Source organism: Streptomyces sp. NPDC048275 (assembly GCF_040652275.1).
Taxonomy (GTDB): domain Bacteria; phylum Actinomycetota; class Actinomycetes; order Streptomycetales; family Streptomycetaceae; genus Streptomyces.
The window spans coordinates 1-15,156 of sequence record NZ_JBEZLR010000058.1 but is presented as its reverse complement, the minus strand read 5'-3'; the positions used below and the strand labels follow the sequence as shown (position 1 = coordinate 15,156).

Genomic DNA, 15,156 nt, shown 5'->3' with positions numbered 1-15,156 from the left:
CGCCATGCCCAGCCACCCCCAGGAACCCGACCGGGCCGGGTCGGATCCGGTCGAACCGGTCCCGGAAGGCGCCGTACGCCCTCCTCGCGGGGATTTGCCGCAACCGGGCCCGCCGACCCGGCCGGAAGCGGCGAACGGCGAACCGGGACCCGACGCCGCCGGCCCCGCGCTTGGCGAGGACGAGTACACGACCGCGATCCAGGAACTGGAGGACCGCTGGCGGCGCGCGCTCGCCGACCTCGACAACCTTCGCAAGCGTCACGCCAGGGAACTGGAGCGCGAACGGGCGGTCGAGCGGTCCCGCACGGCGGCCGCCTTCCTGCCCGTCCTCGACAACCTCGAACTCGCCCTGTCCCACGCCGGGGCCGATCCGAACGCGATCGTGGAGGGCGTCCGGGCCGTACGCGACCAGGCGGTGAACGTCCTCGAACTGCTCGGCTACCCGCGGCGGGCGGAGACCGGCGTCGCCTTCGACCCGGCCCGGCACGAGGTGGTCGGCGTCGTCCAGGACCCCGACGTCGAGCCGGGCACCGTCGTCGAGGTGCTGCGCCCTGGCTACGGGGACGGCGAGCGGCAGCTCAGGCCGGCCGCGGTGACCGTCGCGAAGCGGGAGTGACCGGCGATGGCACGGGACTACTACGAGGTGCTGGGCGTGTCGCGGAGCGCGAGCCAGGACGAGATCCAGCAGGCATATCGCAAACTCGCCCGCAGGCACCACCCCGACGTCAACAAGGACCCCGGGGCGGAGGAGCGTTTCAAGGACCTCAACGAGGCATACGGCGTCCTGTCCGATCCCAAGACCCGGGCCCGCTACGACCGCTTCGGCGAGGATTTCCGCAAGATCCCCGAGGACTTCGACGAACGGGTCGCGGCGGGCGCGGGCGGCGGCTTCCGCGGTCGGAGGACCGCGGGCACGGGCGGTCCTCGCGTCCGGTACGCCACCGGCTTCGGCGACGACTTCGGAGCGGAGGGCATCGACATCGAGGACCTACTCGGCTCCATGTTCGGAGCCGGCGCCGCCCGAGGCGGCGTCCCCGGAGCGGACCAGGAGGCCGAGCTGCCGCTCACCGTCGAGGAGGCGTACCGAGGCGGCCGTCGCACCGTCACACTCACCGGTCCCACCGGGCAGCCGCGGCGGTACGAGGTCGACGTGCCGCCGGGCGTCACCGACGGGCAGCGCATCCGGCTGGCGGGCGAGGGCGGCCGGGGCAGTGGGGACGCCCCCGCGGGCGACCTGTACCTGCGGGTGCTTATCCAGCCCCACCCCCGGTTCCGGCTGGACGGCCGCGACGTGCACGTCCAGGTACCGGTGGCCCCCTGGGAGGCGGCCCTGGGTGCGACCGTGCCGGTGCCCACCCCCGGTGGTGGCACGGCCAAGGTCACGGTGCCCGCGGGCTCGTCCAGCGGCCGGCGGCTGCGGCTGCGCGGCGAGGGCATGCCGAACCCGCGCGGCGCGAACGGCGACCTGTACGCCGAACTCCGCATCATGGTGCCGCCCACCCTCGGCGACCGGGAGCGCGAACTGTTCGAGGAGCTCGCCGCCACCTCCTCGTTCGACCCCAGGAGGACGCAATGAACGACCGACCCGCGGGAGCGGCAGGCATCGGCCGGGCCGGCGTGGGCGACCGTCCGGTACGAACGGGCGTCGACGTCACCGCCTCGACGGCTGTCCGGTACGCGCTCGTGCCCGCCCCCAGGCTCTCCCTGGACGCCGTGGCCCGTCGCTCGGGCCTCCACCCCGATCTGATCCGCCGGTTCGTCGCCCTCGGCCTGGTCGACGCCGAACGCGACGCCGCGGGGCACCTGGTGTTCGACCCCACGGCCCCGGCGGTTCTCGCCCGCATCCAGCGGCTGCGCTCCGGACTCTGCCTCAACTACGCATCCATCGGCCTGGTGCTCGACCTGCTCGACCGCATCAGCCTGCTCGAAGCCGCCCTGCGCGGCCGCGGCACGAGGAGTGAAACACCCCCATGGACATGAACCGTCTCACCCAGAAGTCCCAGGAAGCCCTCCAGGAGGCCCAGACCGCGGCCGTCCGCATGGGCCAGACCGAGGTCGACGGTGAACACCTGCTACTCGCACTTCTCGATCAGGAAGACGGTCTGATCCCGCGGTTGCTGCAACAGGCGGGCACCGAGCCGAAGGAACTGCGCGCGGCCGTGCGCGAGGAACTCTCCCGCCGCCCGAAGGTCACCGGCCCCGGCGCGGCACCCGGCCAGGTCTTCGTCACTCAGCGCCTCGCCCGCCTGCTCGATGCCGCCGAACGGGAGGCCAAACGCCTCAAGGACGAGTACGTGTCCGTGGAGCACCTCCTGCTCGCCCTGGCCGAGGAGGGCTCTTCAACCGCCGCCGGGCGACTGCTCAAACAGGCCGGCATCACCACGGGCTCGTTCCTGAGCGCGCTCACCCAGGTCCGCGGCAACCAGCGCGTCACCTCCGCCAACCCCGAAGTGGCCTACGAGGCTCTGGAGAAGTACGGCCGCGATCTCGTCGCCGAGGCCAGGGACGGCAGGCTCGACCCGGTCATCGGCCGGGACGCCGAGATCCGCCGCGTCACCCAGATCCTCAGCCGCAAGACCAAGAACAACCCCGTCCTCATCGGCGACCCCGGCGTCGGCAAGACCGCCATCGTCGAGGGCCTCGCCCAGCGCATCATCCGCGGCGATGTCCCCGAGGGCCTGCGCGACAAGACGGTGTTCGCCCTCGACATGGGCTCCCTGGTCGCCGGCGCCAAGTACCGCGGCGAGTTCGAGGAACGCCTCAAGGCCGTGCTGTCCGAGGTGAAGGCCGCCCAGGGGCGCATCCTGCTCTTCGTCGACGAACTCCACACCGTCGTCGGCGCGGGCGCCGCCGAAGGGGCCATGGACGCGGGCAACATGCTCAAGCCGATGCTCGCCCGCGGCGAACTCCACATGATCGGCGCCACCACCCTCGACGAGTACCGTAAGCACATCGAGAAGGACGCCGCTCTCGAACGCCGCTTCCAGCAGGTCCTGGTCGACGAGCCGAGCGTGGAGGACACCATCTCCATCCTGCGCGGACTGCGCGAACGCCTGGAGGTCTTCCACGGCGTGAAGATCCAGGACACCGCGCTGGTCTCCGCGGCCACCCTCAGCCACCGTTACATCACCGATCGATTCCTGCCCGACAAGGCCATCGACCTCGTCGACGAGGCGTGCGCCCGGCTGCGTACCGAGATCGACTCGATGCCCGCCGAACTCGACGAGATCACCCGCCGCGTCACCCGCCTGGAGATCGAGGAAGCGGCCCTCTCCAAGGAGACCGACCCCGCCAGCAAAACCCGCCTGGAGGAGCTGCGCAGGGAACTGGCCGACCTGCGCGGCGAGGCCGACGCCAAACACGCCCAGTGGGAGGCCGAACGGCAGGCGATCCGCCGCGTGCAGGAACTGCGCCAGGAACTGGAGCAGGTCCGCCACGAGGCGGAGGAGGCCGAACGCGCCTACGACCTCAACCGCGCCGCCGAACTCCGCTACGGCCGCCTCCAGGACCTGGAGCGCCGACTCGCCGCAGAGGAGGAGCAACTGGCCGCCAAACAGGGGCAGAACCGGCTGCTGCGCGAGGTCGTCACCGAGGAGGAGATCGCCGAGATCGTCGCCGCCTGGACCGGCATCCCCGTCGCCCGCCTCCAGGAGGGCGAACGCGAGAAACTGCTGCGCCTCGACGAGATCCTGCGCGAGCGCGTCATCGGCCAGGACGAGGCCGTCAAGCTCGTCGCCGACGCCATCATCCGCGCCCGCTCCGGCATCCGCGACCCTCGCCGCCCCATCGGCTCGTTCATCTTCCTCGGCCCCACCGGCGTCGGGAAGACCGAGCTGGCCAAGACCCTCGCCCGGACTCTGTTCGACTCCGAGGAGAACATGGTCCGCCTCGACATGAGCGAGTACCAGGAGCGGCACACCGTCAGCCGGCTCATGGGCGCACCGCCCGGATACGTCGGCTACGAGGAAGGCGGCCAGCTCACCGAGGCCGTACGCCGCAAGCCGTACTCGGTTGTGCTGTTCGACGAGATCGAGAAGGCGCACAGCGATGTCTTCAACACGCTGCTGCAGATCCTCGACGACGGCCGCATCACCGATGCTCAGGGCCGCACCGTCGACTTCCGCAACACCGTGATCATCATGACGTCCAACATCGGCTCCGAGCACCTCCTCGACGGCGCCACCGCCGAGGGTGAGATCAAGCCGGACGCCCGCGCCCTGGTGATGGGCGAGCTGCGCGGGCACTTCCGCCCGGAGTTCCTCAACCGCGTCGACGACATCGTGCTGTTCAAGCCGCTCGGTGAGCGGCAGATCGAGCGGATCGTGGAGCTGCAGTTCGACGAGCTGCGGCAGCGGCTCGCCGAACGCCGCATCACCGTCGAACTGACCGAGGCTGCCCGGGAGTTGATCGCCCACCAAGGCTACGACCCGGTCTACGGGGCCCGGCCGCTGCGGCGTTACATCTCCCACGAGGTCGAGACGCTGGTCGGACGCGCCCTGCTGCGCGGCGACGTCCAGGACGGCGCGACGGTGCGCGTCGACGCCGAGCACGCAGAGCTGGCGGTCACCTACGACCAGCCCGGGGACGTGAAGGGAGCGAGGGCGGCATGAGTACCGGGCAAGCCACCAACGTCACCTGCCCGCACTGCGGGCGCGCCAACCGGGTACCCGTGGCCGCCGAGGGCCGCCCCAGGTGCGGCAACTGCAAGCAGCCTCTGCCGTGGATGGCCGACGCGGGCGACGACGACTTCACCGAGGTCGTCGAGCAGGCCACCGTGCCCGTCGTCGTCGACCTGTGGGCCACCTGGTGCGGCCCCTGCCGCATGGTGAGCCCCGCGCTGGAGAAGGTCGCCGCCGATCTCGCGGGAACGATCAAGCTGGTCAAGGTCGACATCGACAAGAACCCGCGCCTGGCGCGGCGGTTCGAGGTCCAGGCGGTACCGACGCTGCTGGTCCTCGACAAAGGACAGACCATCGCCCGGCAGGCGGGTGCCGCACCTGCCCCTGCCCTGCGGCGGTGGGTGGAGCAGTCGATCGCGGGCCGCGAACCAGCCGGGAAAGGGTGATCGGCCATGACCGTACGGACCGACCCCCACCTCGCCCTCGTACGCCCCGTCACCCCGCGCGCCCCGGGGTGCGAGGAATGCCTGGCCACGCGTTCCCCCTGGGTCCACCTCAGGCTCTGCCTGACCTGCGGCCACGTCGGCTGCTGCGATTCCTCGCCGAACCGGCACGCCCGCCGTCACGCCGCCGCCGACGGCCATCCGATCGTGGCGTCGCTGGAGCCCGGCGAGGACTGGCGGTGGTGCTTCGTCCACGAGGCGTTCGTGTGATGCCCGGCGACGAGACGCGGCCGGGCGCAGCGCCTGTGCCGGACGAGGCGGAGGAGAGCGTCCCCTTCGAGACGCCCGACATCTACGGCGCCTATCCCCGCCTGCCGGACGACCAGATGGCCCGCCTGGCGCAGCATGGCCGGAGGCGCCCGGTTGACGCCGGTGACGTGCTGATCCGGGAGGGGGAGCGGTGCGAGACGTTCTACGTCGTCCTCAGTGGCTCGGTCGCCATCGTCGAGGGCTACGGCACACCCGGCGAACGCCTGCTGCGTGTGCACGGCCCTGGCCGCTTCATCGGCGAACTCGGCCTCCTGAACGGACAGGTGGCCTTCTACACCGCCGTGGTCAGGGACCCCGGCGAGATCCTCACCCTGTCCATGGATCAGCTGCGTGACCTGGTGACCCGGGACTCCACCCTTGGTGATGTGGTGCTGCGCGCCTGCCTGGGCCGCCGTGCCCTGCTCGTCGGGCAGGGCGCCGGTTTCCGCATCATCGGCTCGCGCTACTCGCCCGACACCCGGCGGCTGCGCGAGTTCGCCGCCCGCAACCGGCTGCCGCACCGCTGGATCGATCTGGAGACGGACGAGGAGGCCGAAGCGCTGCTGCGCCGCTTCGCGGTCGGTCCGGAGCAGACGCCGCTGGTGATCTGGCGGGACACGACCTTGCTGCGCAATCCGAGCAACGCCGAACTGGCCCGGTTCATCGGCCTGCCGCCCCTGCCGTCGGGCAACGGCCGCGGCGATCTCCTGATCGTCGGCTCCGGTCCGGCCGGTCTCGCCGCCGCGGTGAACGCCGCCTCGGAGGGCCTCGGCACGACCGTGGTCGAGGCGATGGCCACCGGCGGCCAGGCCGGGACGTCCTCCCGCATCGACAACTGCTTCGGCTTCCCCTCCGGCATCTCCGGCGCCGAACTCACCGAGCGCGGGGTGCTCCAGGCGGGCAAGTTCGGCGCCCGGATCAGCGTCCCGGCAGAGGCGGCCCGGCTCGAACCGCGGGACGGCCACTACGCCGTCAGGTTCGCCGACGGCAGCGAGATCACCGCCCGTACCGTCGTCCTGGCCACCGGCGCCCGCTACCGCCGCCTCCATGTGCCCGGCATCGAGCCGTTGGAGGGCGCGAGCGTCCACTACTCGGCGACCGTCTACGAGGCCCAGCAGTGCCGTACCGACCCGGTGGCGGTGGTCGGCGGCGGCAACTCCGCGGGCCAGGCCGTGCTCTTCCTGGCCGGGTACGCACCGCAGGTGTATCTGCTCGTCCGTGGGCCGAGCCTCGAGGCGCACATGTCCCGCTACCTGATCGATCAGATCGAGCGCCACCCGCGGGTGCGCGTGCTGCTGCACACCGAGATGACCGAGGCACTCGGCGACAAGGCGCTGGAGGCGGTCACCGTGGTCGATCACCGTACGGGCGAGCATCGCCACCTCGCGGTGCGGGCCCTGTTCGTCTTCACCGGCGCAGACCCTCACACCGAGTGGCTGTCCGGCGCGCTCGCCCTCGACGCGCGCGGCTACGTGCTCACCGGCGCGGATGCGCAGGCGTGCTCCGTTCCCGAACTGTGGCAGAGCCAGGGCCGCGACTGCCTGACGTTGGAGACCAGCCTGCCTGGCGTCTTCGCCGTCGGCGACGTCCGCAGCGGCTCGGTGAAGCGTGTGGCCTCCGCGGTCGGCGAAGGCGCGATGAGCATCCACTTCGTGCACCGCTACCTGGGCCACACGGCCGCGCACGGCGGCACCGACAGCTCACCGCACACCCGTCCGAAGGAGTCCGCTTGGCTCGCATGACACCCAGCGGGCGACGAGATCACGAGAAGGAGGCGATGGGAATGACCATGCCCGTCCGGCGCCACGGCTGCGCTCTCCGGCTCTTGCGGTCACGGATCAGGGGGCTGCCACTCGAACATCAAGATCGTGGCGTCGTCGCTGAGTTTGTTGTGCCGATGCTCGAGGATGGCATGGATGAGCAGGCGCAGCACTTCCGGGGCGCTCTGCCCCGCTGCGGTCGACCGGATGATGTAGTCGGTGAAGCGCTCCAGGCCGAACTCTTCGCCTGCATCATCGCGTGACTCCACGACGCCGTCTGAGTAGAGCAGTATTCGGTCACCGGGTTCGAGGCTGACGTCGTGCACCTGACGGGCGGTCCCGGCGAGACTGGCGGGCAGACCCAAAGGAGGCTCAGGTGGCCGCTCCAAGACCTTATGGAGCAGGCGGTGGCGACGGATGAGCAACGGAGGCGGGTGGCCGCAGTTGCACCAGCGCAGCACACCGGTGGGCATGTGCAACTGGGTGAAGACACCCGTGCAGAACTGCTCCGGAAGCCACTTCGCCAGCGCCTCGTCCACGGTGCCCACGAGTTCGCGCAGGTCTGCCCCGCTGCGCCGGGCGTTACGGCAGCCTGCCATGGCGACAGAGGTGGCAAGTCCGGACGCCAGGTTGTGCCCCATGCCGTCAAGGATTGTGGCGTGCAGAACGTCCTCGGTGAACGCATGGTCGAAAGCATCGCCGCCCAGTTCGTACGCAGGCTCCAGAACCGCCGTCGAAACGACCCGCCCGGTGCCGATCGACCGGGGAGGGAGAAAAGCCCTCACCATCTCCGTGGGCAGGTGCATCGGCCTGGTGCGCATGCGCTGTGCGATGGTGTCGCTGTAGGTGCGCTTGGATGTGATGATCAGTGCGAGGAGCAGCGCCGTCGTTCGACAGCGCCGTAGCTTGAGCCCGTCCAGGGTACTCATGTTCAACTCCACGACACCCAGCCGCTCCGCCCCGTCGGCCAGGGGTAGCCATACGTTCAGCCCGCCGGAGGGGCCTTCTTCCACTCGGAGAGAGTCGGTGCGGTAGGCCCATCCGGCCAGCGAAGTGTCGAGCTCCAGTTCCGGCTCGCCTTCAACAAGCGGCACCAGCAGTCTTTGCTGGATGTCGACCAGATAGACAGCGGCCCTGCCCAGACCCATGGCCTCGGCATACCGGTTCAGGACCACGGGCAGTTCCGCAGGTGATGCCGGCTGGGCTGCTCTGACCAGTTCCTCCAGCAGCCGCTCCCCGGACCCGACGGACACGTTCCTGTCCATGCCTTCGATGATCCCTGCGAGGTCGAGCCGCCACAATCTGAGCTCTCCGAACCCGAGATGTGGGCCGATCAGCCTGGGGTGCTGGGGCTTGCCCTTGCGGATTGGTCGGGCTTCGGGATCGGCTTACGACACCAGCCGGTCGGGATCGTGCGGATCCCCGCAAGCCGCACAGCGGTCTGCTCCAGCAGCCGGCGGGTGCCCGCCGCGGTCTCGGCCAGCTCGCCGACCAGGTGCGTCAGCCGCCCCAAGGGCTGTTTGCCCAGCGCGCGTCGGGCGTTGCGCTCCACCGCAGGACGAGTTCGACGTGGACGCGGCGCTGCAGCGCGGGCTCTGGACCGCCTGGCGCTGCTGGCGGAGGTCACGACCGCTCTTGGCAGCACCCTGGACGTGGACCAGGCCCTGCGGCGGCCAGCAGGATCGTTGCGGCAGCCGAGGAAGCAGAGCACGCTGACGCTGTTTGGCCGTGGCCTGCACCGCCTGGTCCGGTCGCCACTCACAGCAGGAGGTCGAAGACGGCTCGGGCGTCGTCCCAGTGCTGAGTCTGGGGGTTCTTCAGGTCGGGGTGGAGGATCTTGAAGCTCTGGGCAAGGGCCAGGCTGAGTCCGCCGATGATGTCCGGATAGGCCGCCTCGGTCTCCTCGTCGGGCGTGCGGTCCAGAGCGGGGTGGGTGGCGAGCTGTTCCAGGATCGGCTTGAGTTCTACTTCCTGATCGATCTTCCGGAAGTGGTGAATGCTCTCCTGCAGGCCTTTCGTGATCGGTAGGTCACAGGTCCGGATGATGTCGCGCCCGTTGGCCTTGGCAGTGGCCTGGGCGACGGTCAGCAGATCGTAGAGCTTGGCGTCGACGAAGTCGCTGTAGCGTTTGAGATCGTTCTTGTCGACGTCCAGCCCCGCGGCCGCGCGGAAGAACCTTTCGAACCTGGCGATGGACATCACGGTCATGACGGCAACCTCCGGCTGCGGGCGCCGGGGTGGTTCCCGGCCCCTGGGCTTCCCATTCAGCCTGGCCGACGGGACGCGGGAACGCATGCGCATTTCGGGCCCAATTAGCCTCCCTGTATTGCCCTGCCAGGCCCAGGTGTTCGACTGCCCGGGTAGTCGGACGGGCGTGCGGATCGACAGCAGGGTGAACACCGCGTCGCGGAGCGGCCCCACGTAAAGGGTGACCCTCCAGATGTCGCTTCTCATGAGGCCGAACGCCGCAGTGGCGAACACGCCAGGGAGGCGCTCGGGAGAGGCCGGTGAACAGCAGCCAGGGCCGGTTGACGCGGACCAGCCTGCCTAGCAGCCGCAACCGACCGCGGACGCCGGGCAGGACGTAGTGCGGTGCCTCGCTGGTGTACTGGATCCTCCCGGGTGGCAGGGCGTTGCCGGACTCCGGGATCAGCGCTCCGATCACGCCGAGGGCCGCTCCCCTCAGCCGGTGGGCGACACGCATCAGGCTGAGCATGGGCAGCGACAGCAGCGCGATGTGCTCCGGCGGGCTGATCATGGCGATGACGGGGCGGGTGTTGTCCCGGTAGGGCAGGTCCGTCACCCTTCTTCAGTCGCTTCGCGACCTCCGTCGGCCACCCCGGATCGGCCACGAGGACGACGTCGAGCCGCGGCCGCTGGGGCTGAACAGGCGGCGCTGGGGGTGCGGTCATCGATTGCCCTGTACGCGAGGGTGCCGGTTTGTGGGTGTAGGTCGGCCCGGGGTCGCGCGGCCGACGCGACCCGGCAGAACGTTCCGGCTAGGCTCACATCCGTGACGTGGCTGCGGGCCTTCGGGGAGGTCGTGCGATCCGGGCTCACGATCGAGGAGACGCGGCTGGAGCCCCTGCTCGCGCTGCGCACGGCCGCTGGGGTGGCAATCGTCATCGGGCCGGCGCTGTGGCTGGTCTCCCCTGCGTACGCCGCGTCCGCCGCCCTCGGTGCCTACTCCGCGGGTGGGGCCACCTTCCAGCGCACCTGGCGTCCACGCAAGGTGATCGCGCTCGGCGCGGGCGCGGGTTTGGCGCTCAGCACCTTCGTGGGCTACCTGGCGGCGGGACGACTCGTGACGTTCCTCCCACTGCTGGCCGTATGGGCCTTTGTCGCGGGGATGGCGTGGGCCGTCGGATCGACCGCTGGGATCGTCGCAGCGACGACCGTCGGTAGCATGCTGGTGACCATCACCCTGCCCACTAGCGTCGGGCGAGCCCTGGAGCACGCCGGCGTCATCGCGCTCGGAGGCGTGGCGCAGGCCGTGCTGATCTTGCTGTTCCCGATCCGCCGTTGGGGGGCGCATCGTGACGCGCTCGCCGACGCCCTGGCCGCCGTGGCGGACTACGCCCGCCGGCTGCGGCACGACCCGACCGCCCCGTTCGACCCGGAGCCGTTGATGACAGCCCGGGACGCGGCCGCCGTGACGCCATCACAGGCCCGCACCCGCCCCCCCGTCCTCCACGGCCCCCGGGGCCTCGCCGAGCGCATTCGGCCGGTCGTCGCCGCGCTCGCCGACCCGGACGTCGGCGCCCCGGCGGAGGGACCAGCGCGGGACCGCGCGCGGGAGTTGCTCGACGCAGCCGCCGACGTCCTGGACGCGGCCGCCCGTTCGATCCGCCGCGGCACTCCCGCCGAGGTGCCGCCCAGGAGCACGGACGTCCTGCGCGTCGACGACGAGCACGAGGTGCTGGAGGGCCCCGCCCGGCAGGCCGCCGAGCGGCTCGTGGAACTGCTCGGCGAGGCGTTGGAGATCGCCGAGAGCGGCGGCGCACGCGGGAAGACGCCCACGCCGCCCGGCCCCGCGGGCGCCCAGTTCCTGGTGCGCCCGACAATGCTCCGGCTGGTCCCGGTCGTCGTCCGGGCGGTCCGCCGTGAGCTCCGTGGGGACTCGCCCGTGTTCCGGCACGCCGTCCGCCTGGCGACGGTGGCCACGCTCGGCTATCTGATTGCCGCCCGGCTCCCCCTGGGCCACGGCTACTGGGCGCCCATCACCTCGGTGATGGTGATGCGGCCGGACTTCCACCGGACGTACGCGCGCGCGGTGGCCCGTCTCGCCGGGACCCTGGCGGGGGTCGCGCTCGCCACCGTGATGGTGCGGGCCCTGGGCCCGGACGCCCATGTGTTCGGCGCGCTGGCGGTGGTCTCGGCGGGCCTGTCGTACACGCTGATCCGTACCGGCTACGCCTACTCCCAGTGCTTCACTGCCACGTACGTCGTCTTCCTGCTCGGCATGGGCGGCCAGGCGTGGGAGCAGACGGTCCCGGAGCGGGTGGTGCTCACCCTGCTCGGCGGGGCCCTGGCAATGCTGGCGTACGTGGTGTTCCCCGCATGGGAGACGCCCCGGCTGGCGGGCCGGCTTGCGGACTGGCTCGCCGCCAACGGCCGCTATGCGGCCGCGGTGCTCCGCAGCTACGCCGAACCGACCCGGGAGCATCGCGCCGACATGCGCAGGGCACTGCTGGCGAGCAGGAAGGCACGTGCCGCCTGGCAGGAGGCATACGACCGGGCAAGGCAGGAACCGGTCCGCCCCAGGGGTCTGACGTCGCGCGAGGCGGAGGAGGCACAGGAGGCGCTCAAGGGGTTCGGCCGGGCGGCGATGCTCATGGAGAGCCACGTCCCGCGGGCCGACAGCCGTTTCGTCCCCGAGGCGGAGCGGTTCGCCGAGGCCCTGGAGGCGGACACCGCGCAGGCGGCAGTCGACGTGCGCGAGCACAGGAATCCGGACTGGGGGCGCGTGGAGGAGGCGCTCCACGCGTGGGAGGGCTCCGCCGCCGGGGACCGGAGCCCGGCGGTGCGGCGCGGGGCGGAACTGCAGAAGCAAGCCTTGGAGGACCTTGCGACGGCCGTGAGCCGCACACCCCTGGAACGGGATGTCGGCTCCGCTCGCGAGGAGCAGCGGGTGCGGGCGGCCGCGGCGGCGGAAGGTGACGGATCAGGATCCGCGCCCCGGGGTGGGTGACGGCGCCGGCGACGGGGAGCGCCGCACCTCCTGGAGCGGGAAGTAGTCTCCCGGCCGCGTCGAGCGCCGCCACACGTACGCCGCTGTCGCCATCACGAGGATCAGCCCCGCCAAGATGAGCAGCTCGATCCCCTCGACGTTCCACCGGAAGGACTTCTCCGCCTCGGCCGTCACGATGAGCACCTTGCGGATGCCGGCAATCAAGCCGACGACGAGGAACGGCTCCGCGTCGAGGGTCTGGTTCCTGATGGTGAGGCGGACGGTGTGGAGCAGCTCGGCCACGATGAACAGCACAAGGCCGTTGTCCAAGGCGGAGAGAACGACCGTCTCCTCGCGGTACGGCCCCTGGATCGACCTGATGACGTCGTGGACGACCCCGACGGTCAGGAGCCCCGCGAGCAGTACGAGGAGCGCCGCGACGACAAGGTGGATGCCGTCCTCGACGAGCTGCAGGAGGCCCTGTACCCGGCCGCCCTCGATCTTCGGGAGAATGGGTCGCACAGTCAGCATGCTAGGGGTGCGGCGGCCCGCAGGCGCGGCGTGCTGCCGAACGGGTGCCGCCGCATCGCCAGGGGCATCCGCTGACAGGCGGACACCGTGACGGCGCCCCTGGTGGCGGACGAGCAGGGCGACGTGTCCGACGTGGCCGAAATCGCCGGCACCCGTCTGGAGGACGGCAACTGGGACATCGGCGTCTTCCTCACCGACCTGCCGAGCCGGATGGAGCGCAACCCGGTCAGCACCGAGGTCGACCCTGAGCACAGGGTCGCTCTGATGTCACTGCCCGCCCTCGGCTCCCGGCGTCTGCGGCGCCGGGTGCGGCAGACGGTGGCCGGTGTCGTCAGGCAACAGGCCACGCAGGACGAAGAGCTGCTGGATTCCCCCATCGTCGGCCGTCGGTACCCGGGGAGGAGTCCAGGCACGAGCGCCACGCGGTGCGGGGGCTGCGCGGCCACGTCCGCCTGGTCCTGGGCATGGTGCGCGCCAACCGCCCCTGGGCGGCTGTGTACGAGCCTGTCCCGCGCCCTGGCGGGCGTCTTCGCCACGGCGGCCGTCGGGTTCATCACCGGCACGACCTGGCAGGTCGTCACGGAGAAACACTGGCCGCCCGCCCTCCGCTTCGTCCGGCGTACGGGCTCGACCATGGGTCGGCCGGTCTCACCGTTGGCTGTCGTAATCAGAATCGTGCGTCACGCGGAGCAGTGGTGACGCCGCATGCAGAACTACTGCGGGAGGCGTGACACCCCCTGCCGCGGGTGCAGGGTCGGGGATCCGAAGCACTCGCATGGGAGCCGGCGCGTTGAGCCTGTCGACCGCCCGTGACCTGCCGAGCCGACTCGCGTACTCGCGTCACCGCCGCCCGCTGGTCGGCGCGCAGCTCGAAGTCGCCGTAGCTGTTGTCGACCGGGTTGACCGTGACCCCAGGGGCGATGATCTTGTCGATGGCGTCCAGCACGTCGGCCGACAGCGTGACATCGGCGGCGGGCAGAAACGCCTCCACTGTTCCATGGTGCGGGGCCCGATGATCGCCGAGGTGACGCCGGGGTGGTTGATGACTGGCCCCCTTTCCCTGCAACCAGACGGCACGGCGATGGCACTGAGAATCTTGCCGCTTCGACAGCAGCGCAGGTCCTGAGCCGCCGCGCTCTGCACCAGACCAGGCGGCTTCGGCTGAGCCTGCGCCAGATGCGGACTGACATCCTGTCACCCTCAACCTGACAACGCGATGCGCCAACCACTCCTCACTCGATCCGCACATGGCGCATTCCCGAAAAACGTAGGTCCTCCCTTGCCAGCGGCAAATACTGCAATGCTGACGAGCACCTTGCCGTCTTGCTGCGTGAATAAGACCAATTCGATGAAGCAGAGAGGCTCGTGCGCGACGGAGCGGATCAGGGGGCGTCTCTCTGCCCAGAACAGCAGACAAGGGCCGTGGAGGCCACGTCGACCATCGCTCAACCGGGCACGTCGCCGAACACAGAGACGGGCCCCGCCGGAACGAGCCGATGGGCGGGACCATCAACCAAAGTCCCTATGAGCGGGGTCCTGGCTTTAACTGTCCGAGTAGGTGGAAGACTTCCCGGGCCGCATAGCACTTGAGGCAACGGACGATTTCACGCCGGGTCTTACCCTCCTTGATCCGGCGCTCGTAATAGTCCTGCGTGCGCGGGTCGACCCGCAGACGGGTGAACACGATGCGATGGAGCGCCGCATTGGCCTGACGATCACCACCACGGTTCAGGCGACGGTACTGCCGGCGCCCCGAGGAACGCTCGACAGGACTGACCCCGCACACCGCAGCGAAGGACGCCTCACTCTCCAGGCGTTCCGGGTTGCCCCCCACCATGATCAGCAAAGCTACCGCCGTGTCCGGACCGATCCCCACCACCTCGAGCAGCTGCGGCACATGACATGGCGCCGGGCGGCCACCCCGCTCGAAGGACCACATCGGTCAAGATCCGGACCATTCCCGGGCCAGTAATCCTGCCAAAGCCGCGACAGGCGCTGTTTGCGCTGGTCAGCAATGCGTTGCCTCTGTACCACCAGCAGGCCAAGAACCTCCTGGTGTCGTACTCGCCGAAGAAGCTGGGCTTTTTCTAGACGCAGAAAAAGGGCGACCCGGGCCAGCGTCTATCGGCCCGGCGAACCGCGCTACTCCGGCAGCCACCTCACCGCCGTCGGCCTGCCCGTGCAGTGGACCGCCGAGCACGACGCCGAACTCGTCGTGCTGCGGCGCGCCTGACGCCGTCCGCTCCCCATCCGGGCCGGCCCGACATCACGACGCCGTGGCGCGTAACCGCGCCACGGCGTCTCAAAGTCCTGGCGAATCGGCC

At 70.5% G+C, this 15,156-nt stretch carries 13 protein-coding genes and 2 pseudogenes; 9 read left to right on the top strand and 6 right to left on the bottom strand.

Annotation, left to right across the window (positions count from 1 at the left end):
• The first annotated feature begins 4 nt into the window (after positions 1–4).
• The 7 genes from AB0D57_RS29145 to AB0D57_RS29115 are packed head-to-tail and all read left to right on the top strand — an operon-like array spanning position 5 to position 7,113.
• The gene (locus tag AB0D57_RS29145; protein ID WP_362079312.1) at positions 5–616 is read left to right on the top strand and encodes a nucleotide exchange factor GrpE; all 612 of its coding nucleotides are present in this window, start codon (positions 5–7) and stop codon (positions 614–616) included.
• Positions 617–622: 6 nt separating this feature from the next.
• The gene (locus AB0D57_RS29140) at positions 623–1,576 is read left to right on the top strand and encodes a J domain-containing protein (protein WP_362079309.1); all 954 of its coding nucleotides are present in this window, start codon (positions 623–625) and stop codon (positions 1,574–1,576) included.
• Positions 1,573–1,980, top strand: coding sequence for a chaperone modulator CbpM (locus tag AB0D57_RS29135; RefSeq protein WP_362079306.1), 408 nt, complete (start codon positions 1,573–1,575; stop codon positions 1,978–1,980). The genes AB0D57_RS29140 and AB0D57_RS29135 overlap by 4 nt, the downstream gene beginning before the upstream one ends.
• Positions 1,971–4,610: an ATP-dependent chaperone ClpB gene (gene clpB, locus AB0D57_RS29130; protein ID WP_362079303.1), complete on the top strand. Its 2,640-nt coding sequence runs from the start codon at positions 1,971–1,973 to the stop codon at positions 4,608–4,610. Before AB0D57_RS29135 ends, clpB begins: the two co-directional genes overlap by 10 nt.
• A complete protein-coding gene (trxA, locus tag AB0D57_RS29125) occupies positions 4,607–5,065 on the top strand; it encodes a thioredoxin (RefSeq protein ID WP_362079300.1) in 459 nt (152 codons plus the stop codon). Before clpB ends, trxA begins: the two co-directional genes overlap by 4 nt.
• 6 nt (positions 5,066–5,071) lie before the next feature.
• Complete coding sequence (locus tag AB0D57_RS29120) at positions 5,072–5,332, top strand: UBP-type zinc finger domain-containing protein (RefSeq protein WP_075033266.1); 261 nt, start codon at positions 5,072–5,074, stop codon at positions 5,330–5,332.
• Positions 5,332–7,113, top strand: coding sequence for an FAD-dependent oxidoreductase (locus AB0D57_RS29115; RefSeq protein WP_362079296.1), 1,782 nt, complete (start codon positions 5,332–5,334; stop codon positions 7,111–7,113). The genes AB0D57_RS29120 and AB0D57_RS29115 overlap by 1 nt, the downstream gene beginning before the upstream one ends.
• A gap of 89 nt (positions 7,114–7,202) precedes the next feature.
• On the opposite strand, the gene AB0D57_RS29110 is transcribed toward AB0D57_RS29115, so the two are convergent.
• From AB0D57_RS29110 to AB0D57_RS29100, 3 genes and pseudogenes are all read right to left on the bottom strand, one after another.
• Positions 7,203–8,396, bottom strand: coding sequence for a PP2C family protein-serine/threonine phosphatase (locus AB0D57_RS29110; protein ID WP_362079293.1), 1,194 nt, complete (start codon positions 8,394–8,396; stop codon positions 7,203–7,205).
• Between the two features lie 126 nt (positions 8,397–8,522).
• A pseudogene (locus AB0D57_RS29105) lies at positions 8,523–8,686 on the bottom strand (ISNCY family transposase); the annotation flags it as partial.
• 203 nt (positions 8,687–8,889) lie between these two features.
• On the bottom strand, positions 8,890–9,339 hold the full coding sequence (locus AB0D57_RS29100; RefSeq protein ID WP_362079290.1) for a DUF1931 family protein: 450 nt from the start codon (positions 9,337–9,339) through the stop codon (positions 8,890–8,892).
• A gap of 805 nt (positions 9,340–10,144) precedes the next feature.
• Here AB0D57_RS29100 and AB0D57_RS29095 point away from each other — a divergent pair.
• Positions 10,145–12,322: an FUSC family protein gene (locus AB0D57_RS29095; RefSeq protein ID WP_362079287.1), complete on the top strand. Its 2,178-nt coding sequence runs from the start codon at positions 10,145–10,147 to the stop codon at positions 12,320–12,322.
• Here AB0D57_RS29095 and AB0D57_RS29090 read toward each other — a convergent pair.
• Positions 12,296–12,832: a phosphate-starvation-inducible PsiE family protein gene (locus AB0D57_RS29090; RefSeq protein WP_362079284.1), complete on the bottom strand. Its 537-nt coding sequence runs from the start codon at positions 12,830–12,832 to the stop codon at positions 12,296–12,298. The genes AB0D57_RS29095 and AB0D57_RS29090 overlap by 27 nt on opposite strands.
• Before the next feature lie 87 nt (positions 12,833–12,919).
• Here AB0D57_RS29090 and AB0D57_RS29085 point away from each other — a divergent pair, with 87 nt between their 5' ends.
• Positions 12,920–13,531 carry a hypothetical protein gene (locus AB0D57_RS29085; protein WP_362079281.1) on the top strand — a complete coding sequence of 204 codons (612 nt, stop codon included), beginning with the start codon at positions 12,920–12,922 and terminating at the stop codon, positions 13,529–13,531.
• Positions 13,532–13,718: 187 nt separating this feature from the next.
• On the opposite strand, the pseudogene AB0D57_RS29080 reads toward AB0D57_RS29085, so the two are convergent.
• Together AB0D57_RS29080 and AB0D57_RS29075 are read right to left on the bottom strand one after the other, a co-directional pair.
• Positions 13,719–13,870: pseudogene (locus tag AB0D57_RS29080) on the bottom strand (aldo/keto reductase); the annotation flags it as partial.
• A 484-nt stretch (positions 13,871–14,354) separates the two neighbouring features.
• On the bottom strand, positions 14,355–14,771 hold the full coding sequence (locus tag AB0D57_RS29075; RefSeq protein WP_362079278.1) for an IS110 family transposase: 417 nt from the start codon (positions 14,769–14,771) through the stop codon (positions 14,355–14,357).
• Positions 14,772–15,156: the final 385 nt, after the last annotated feature.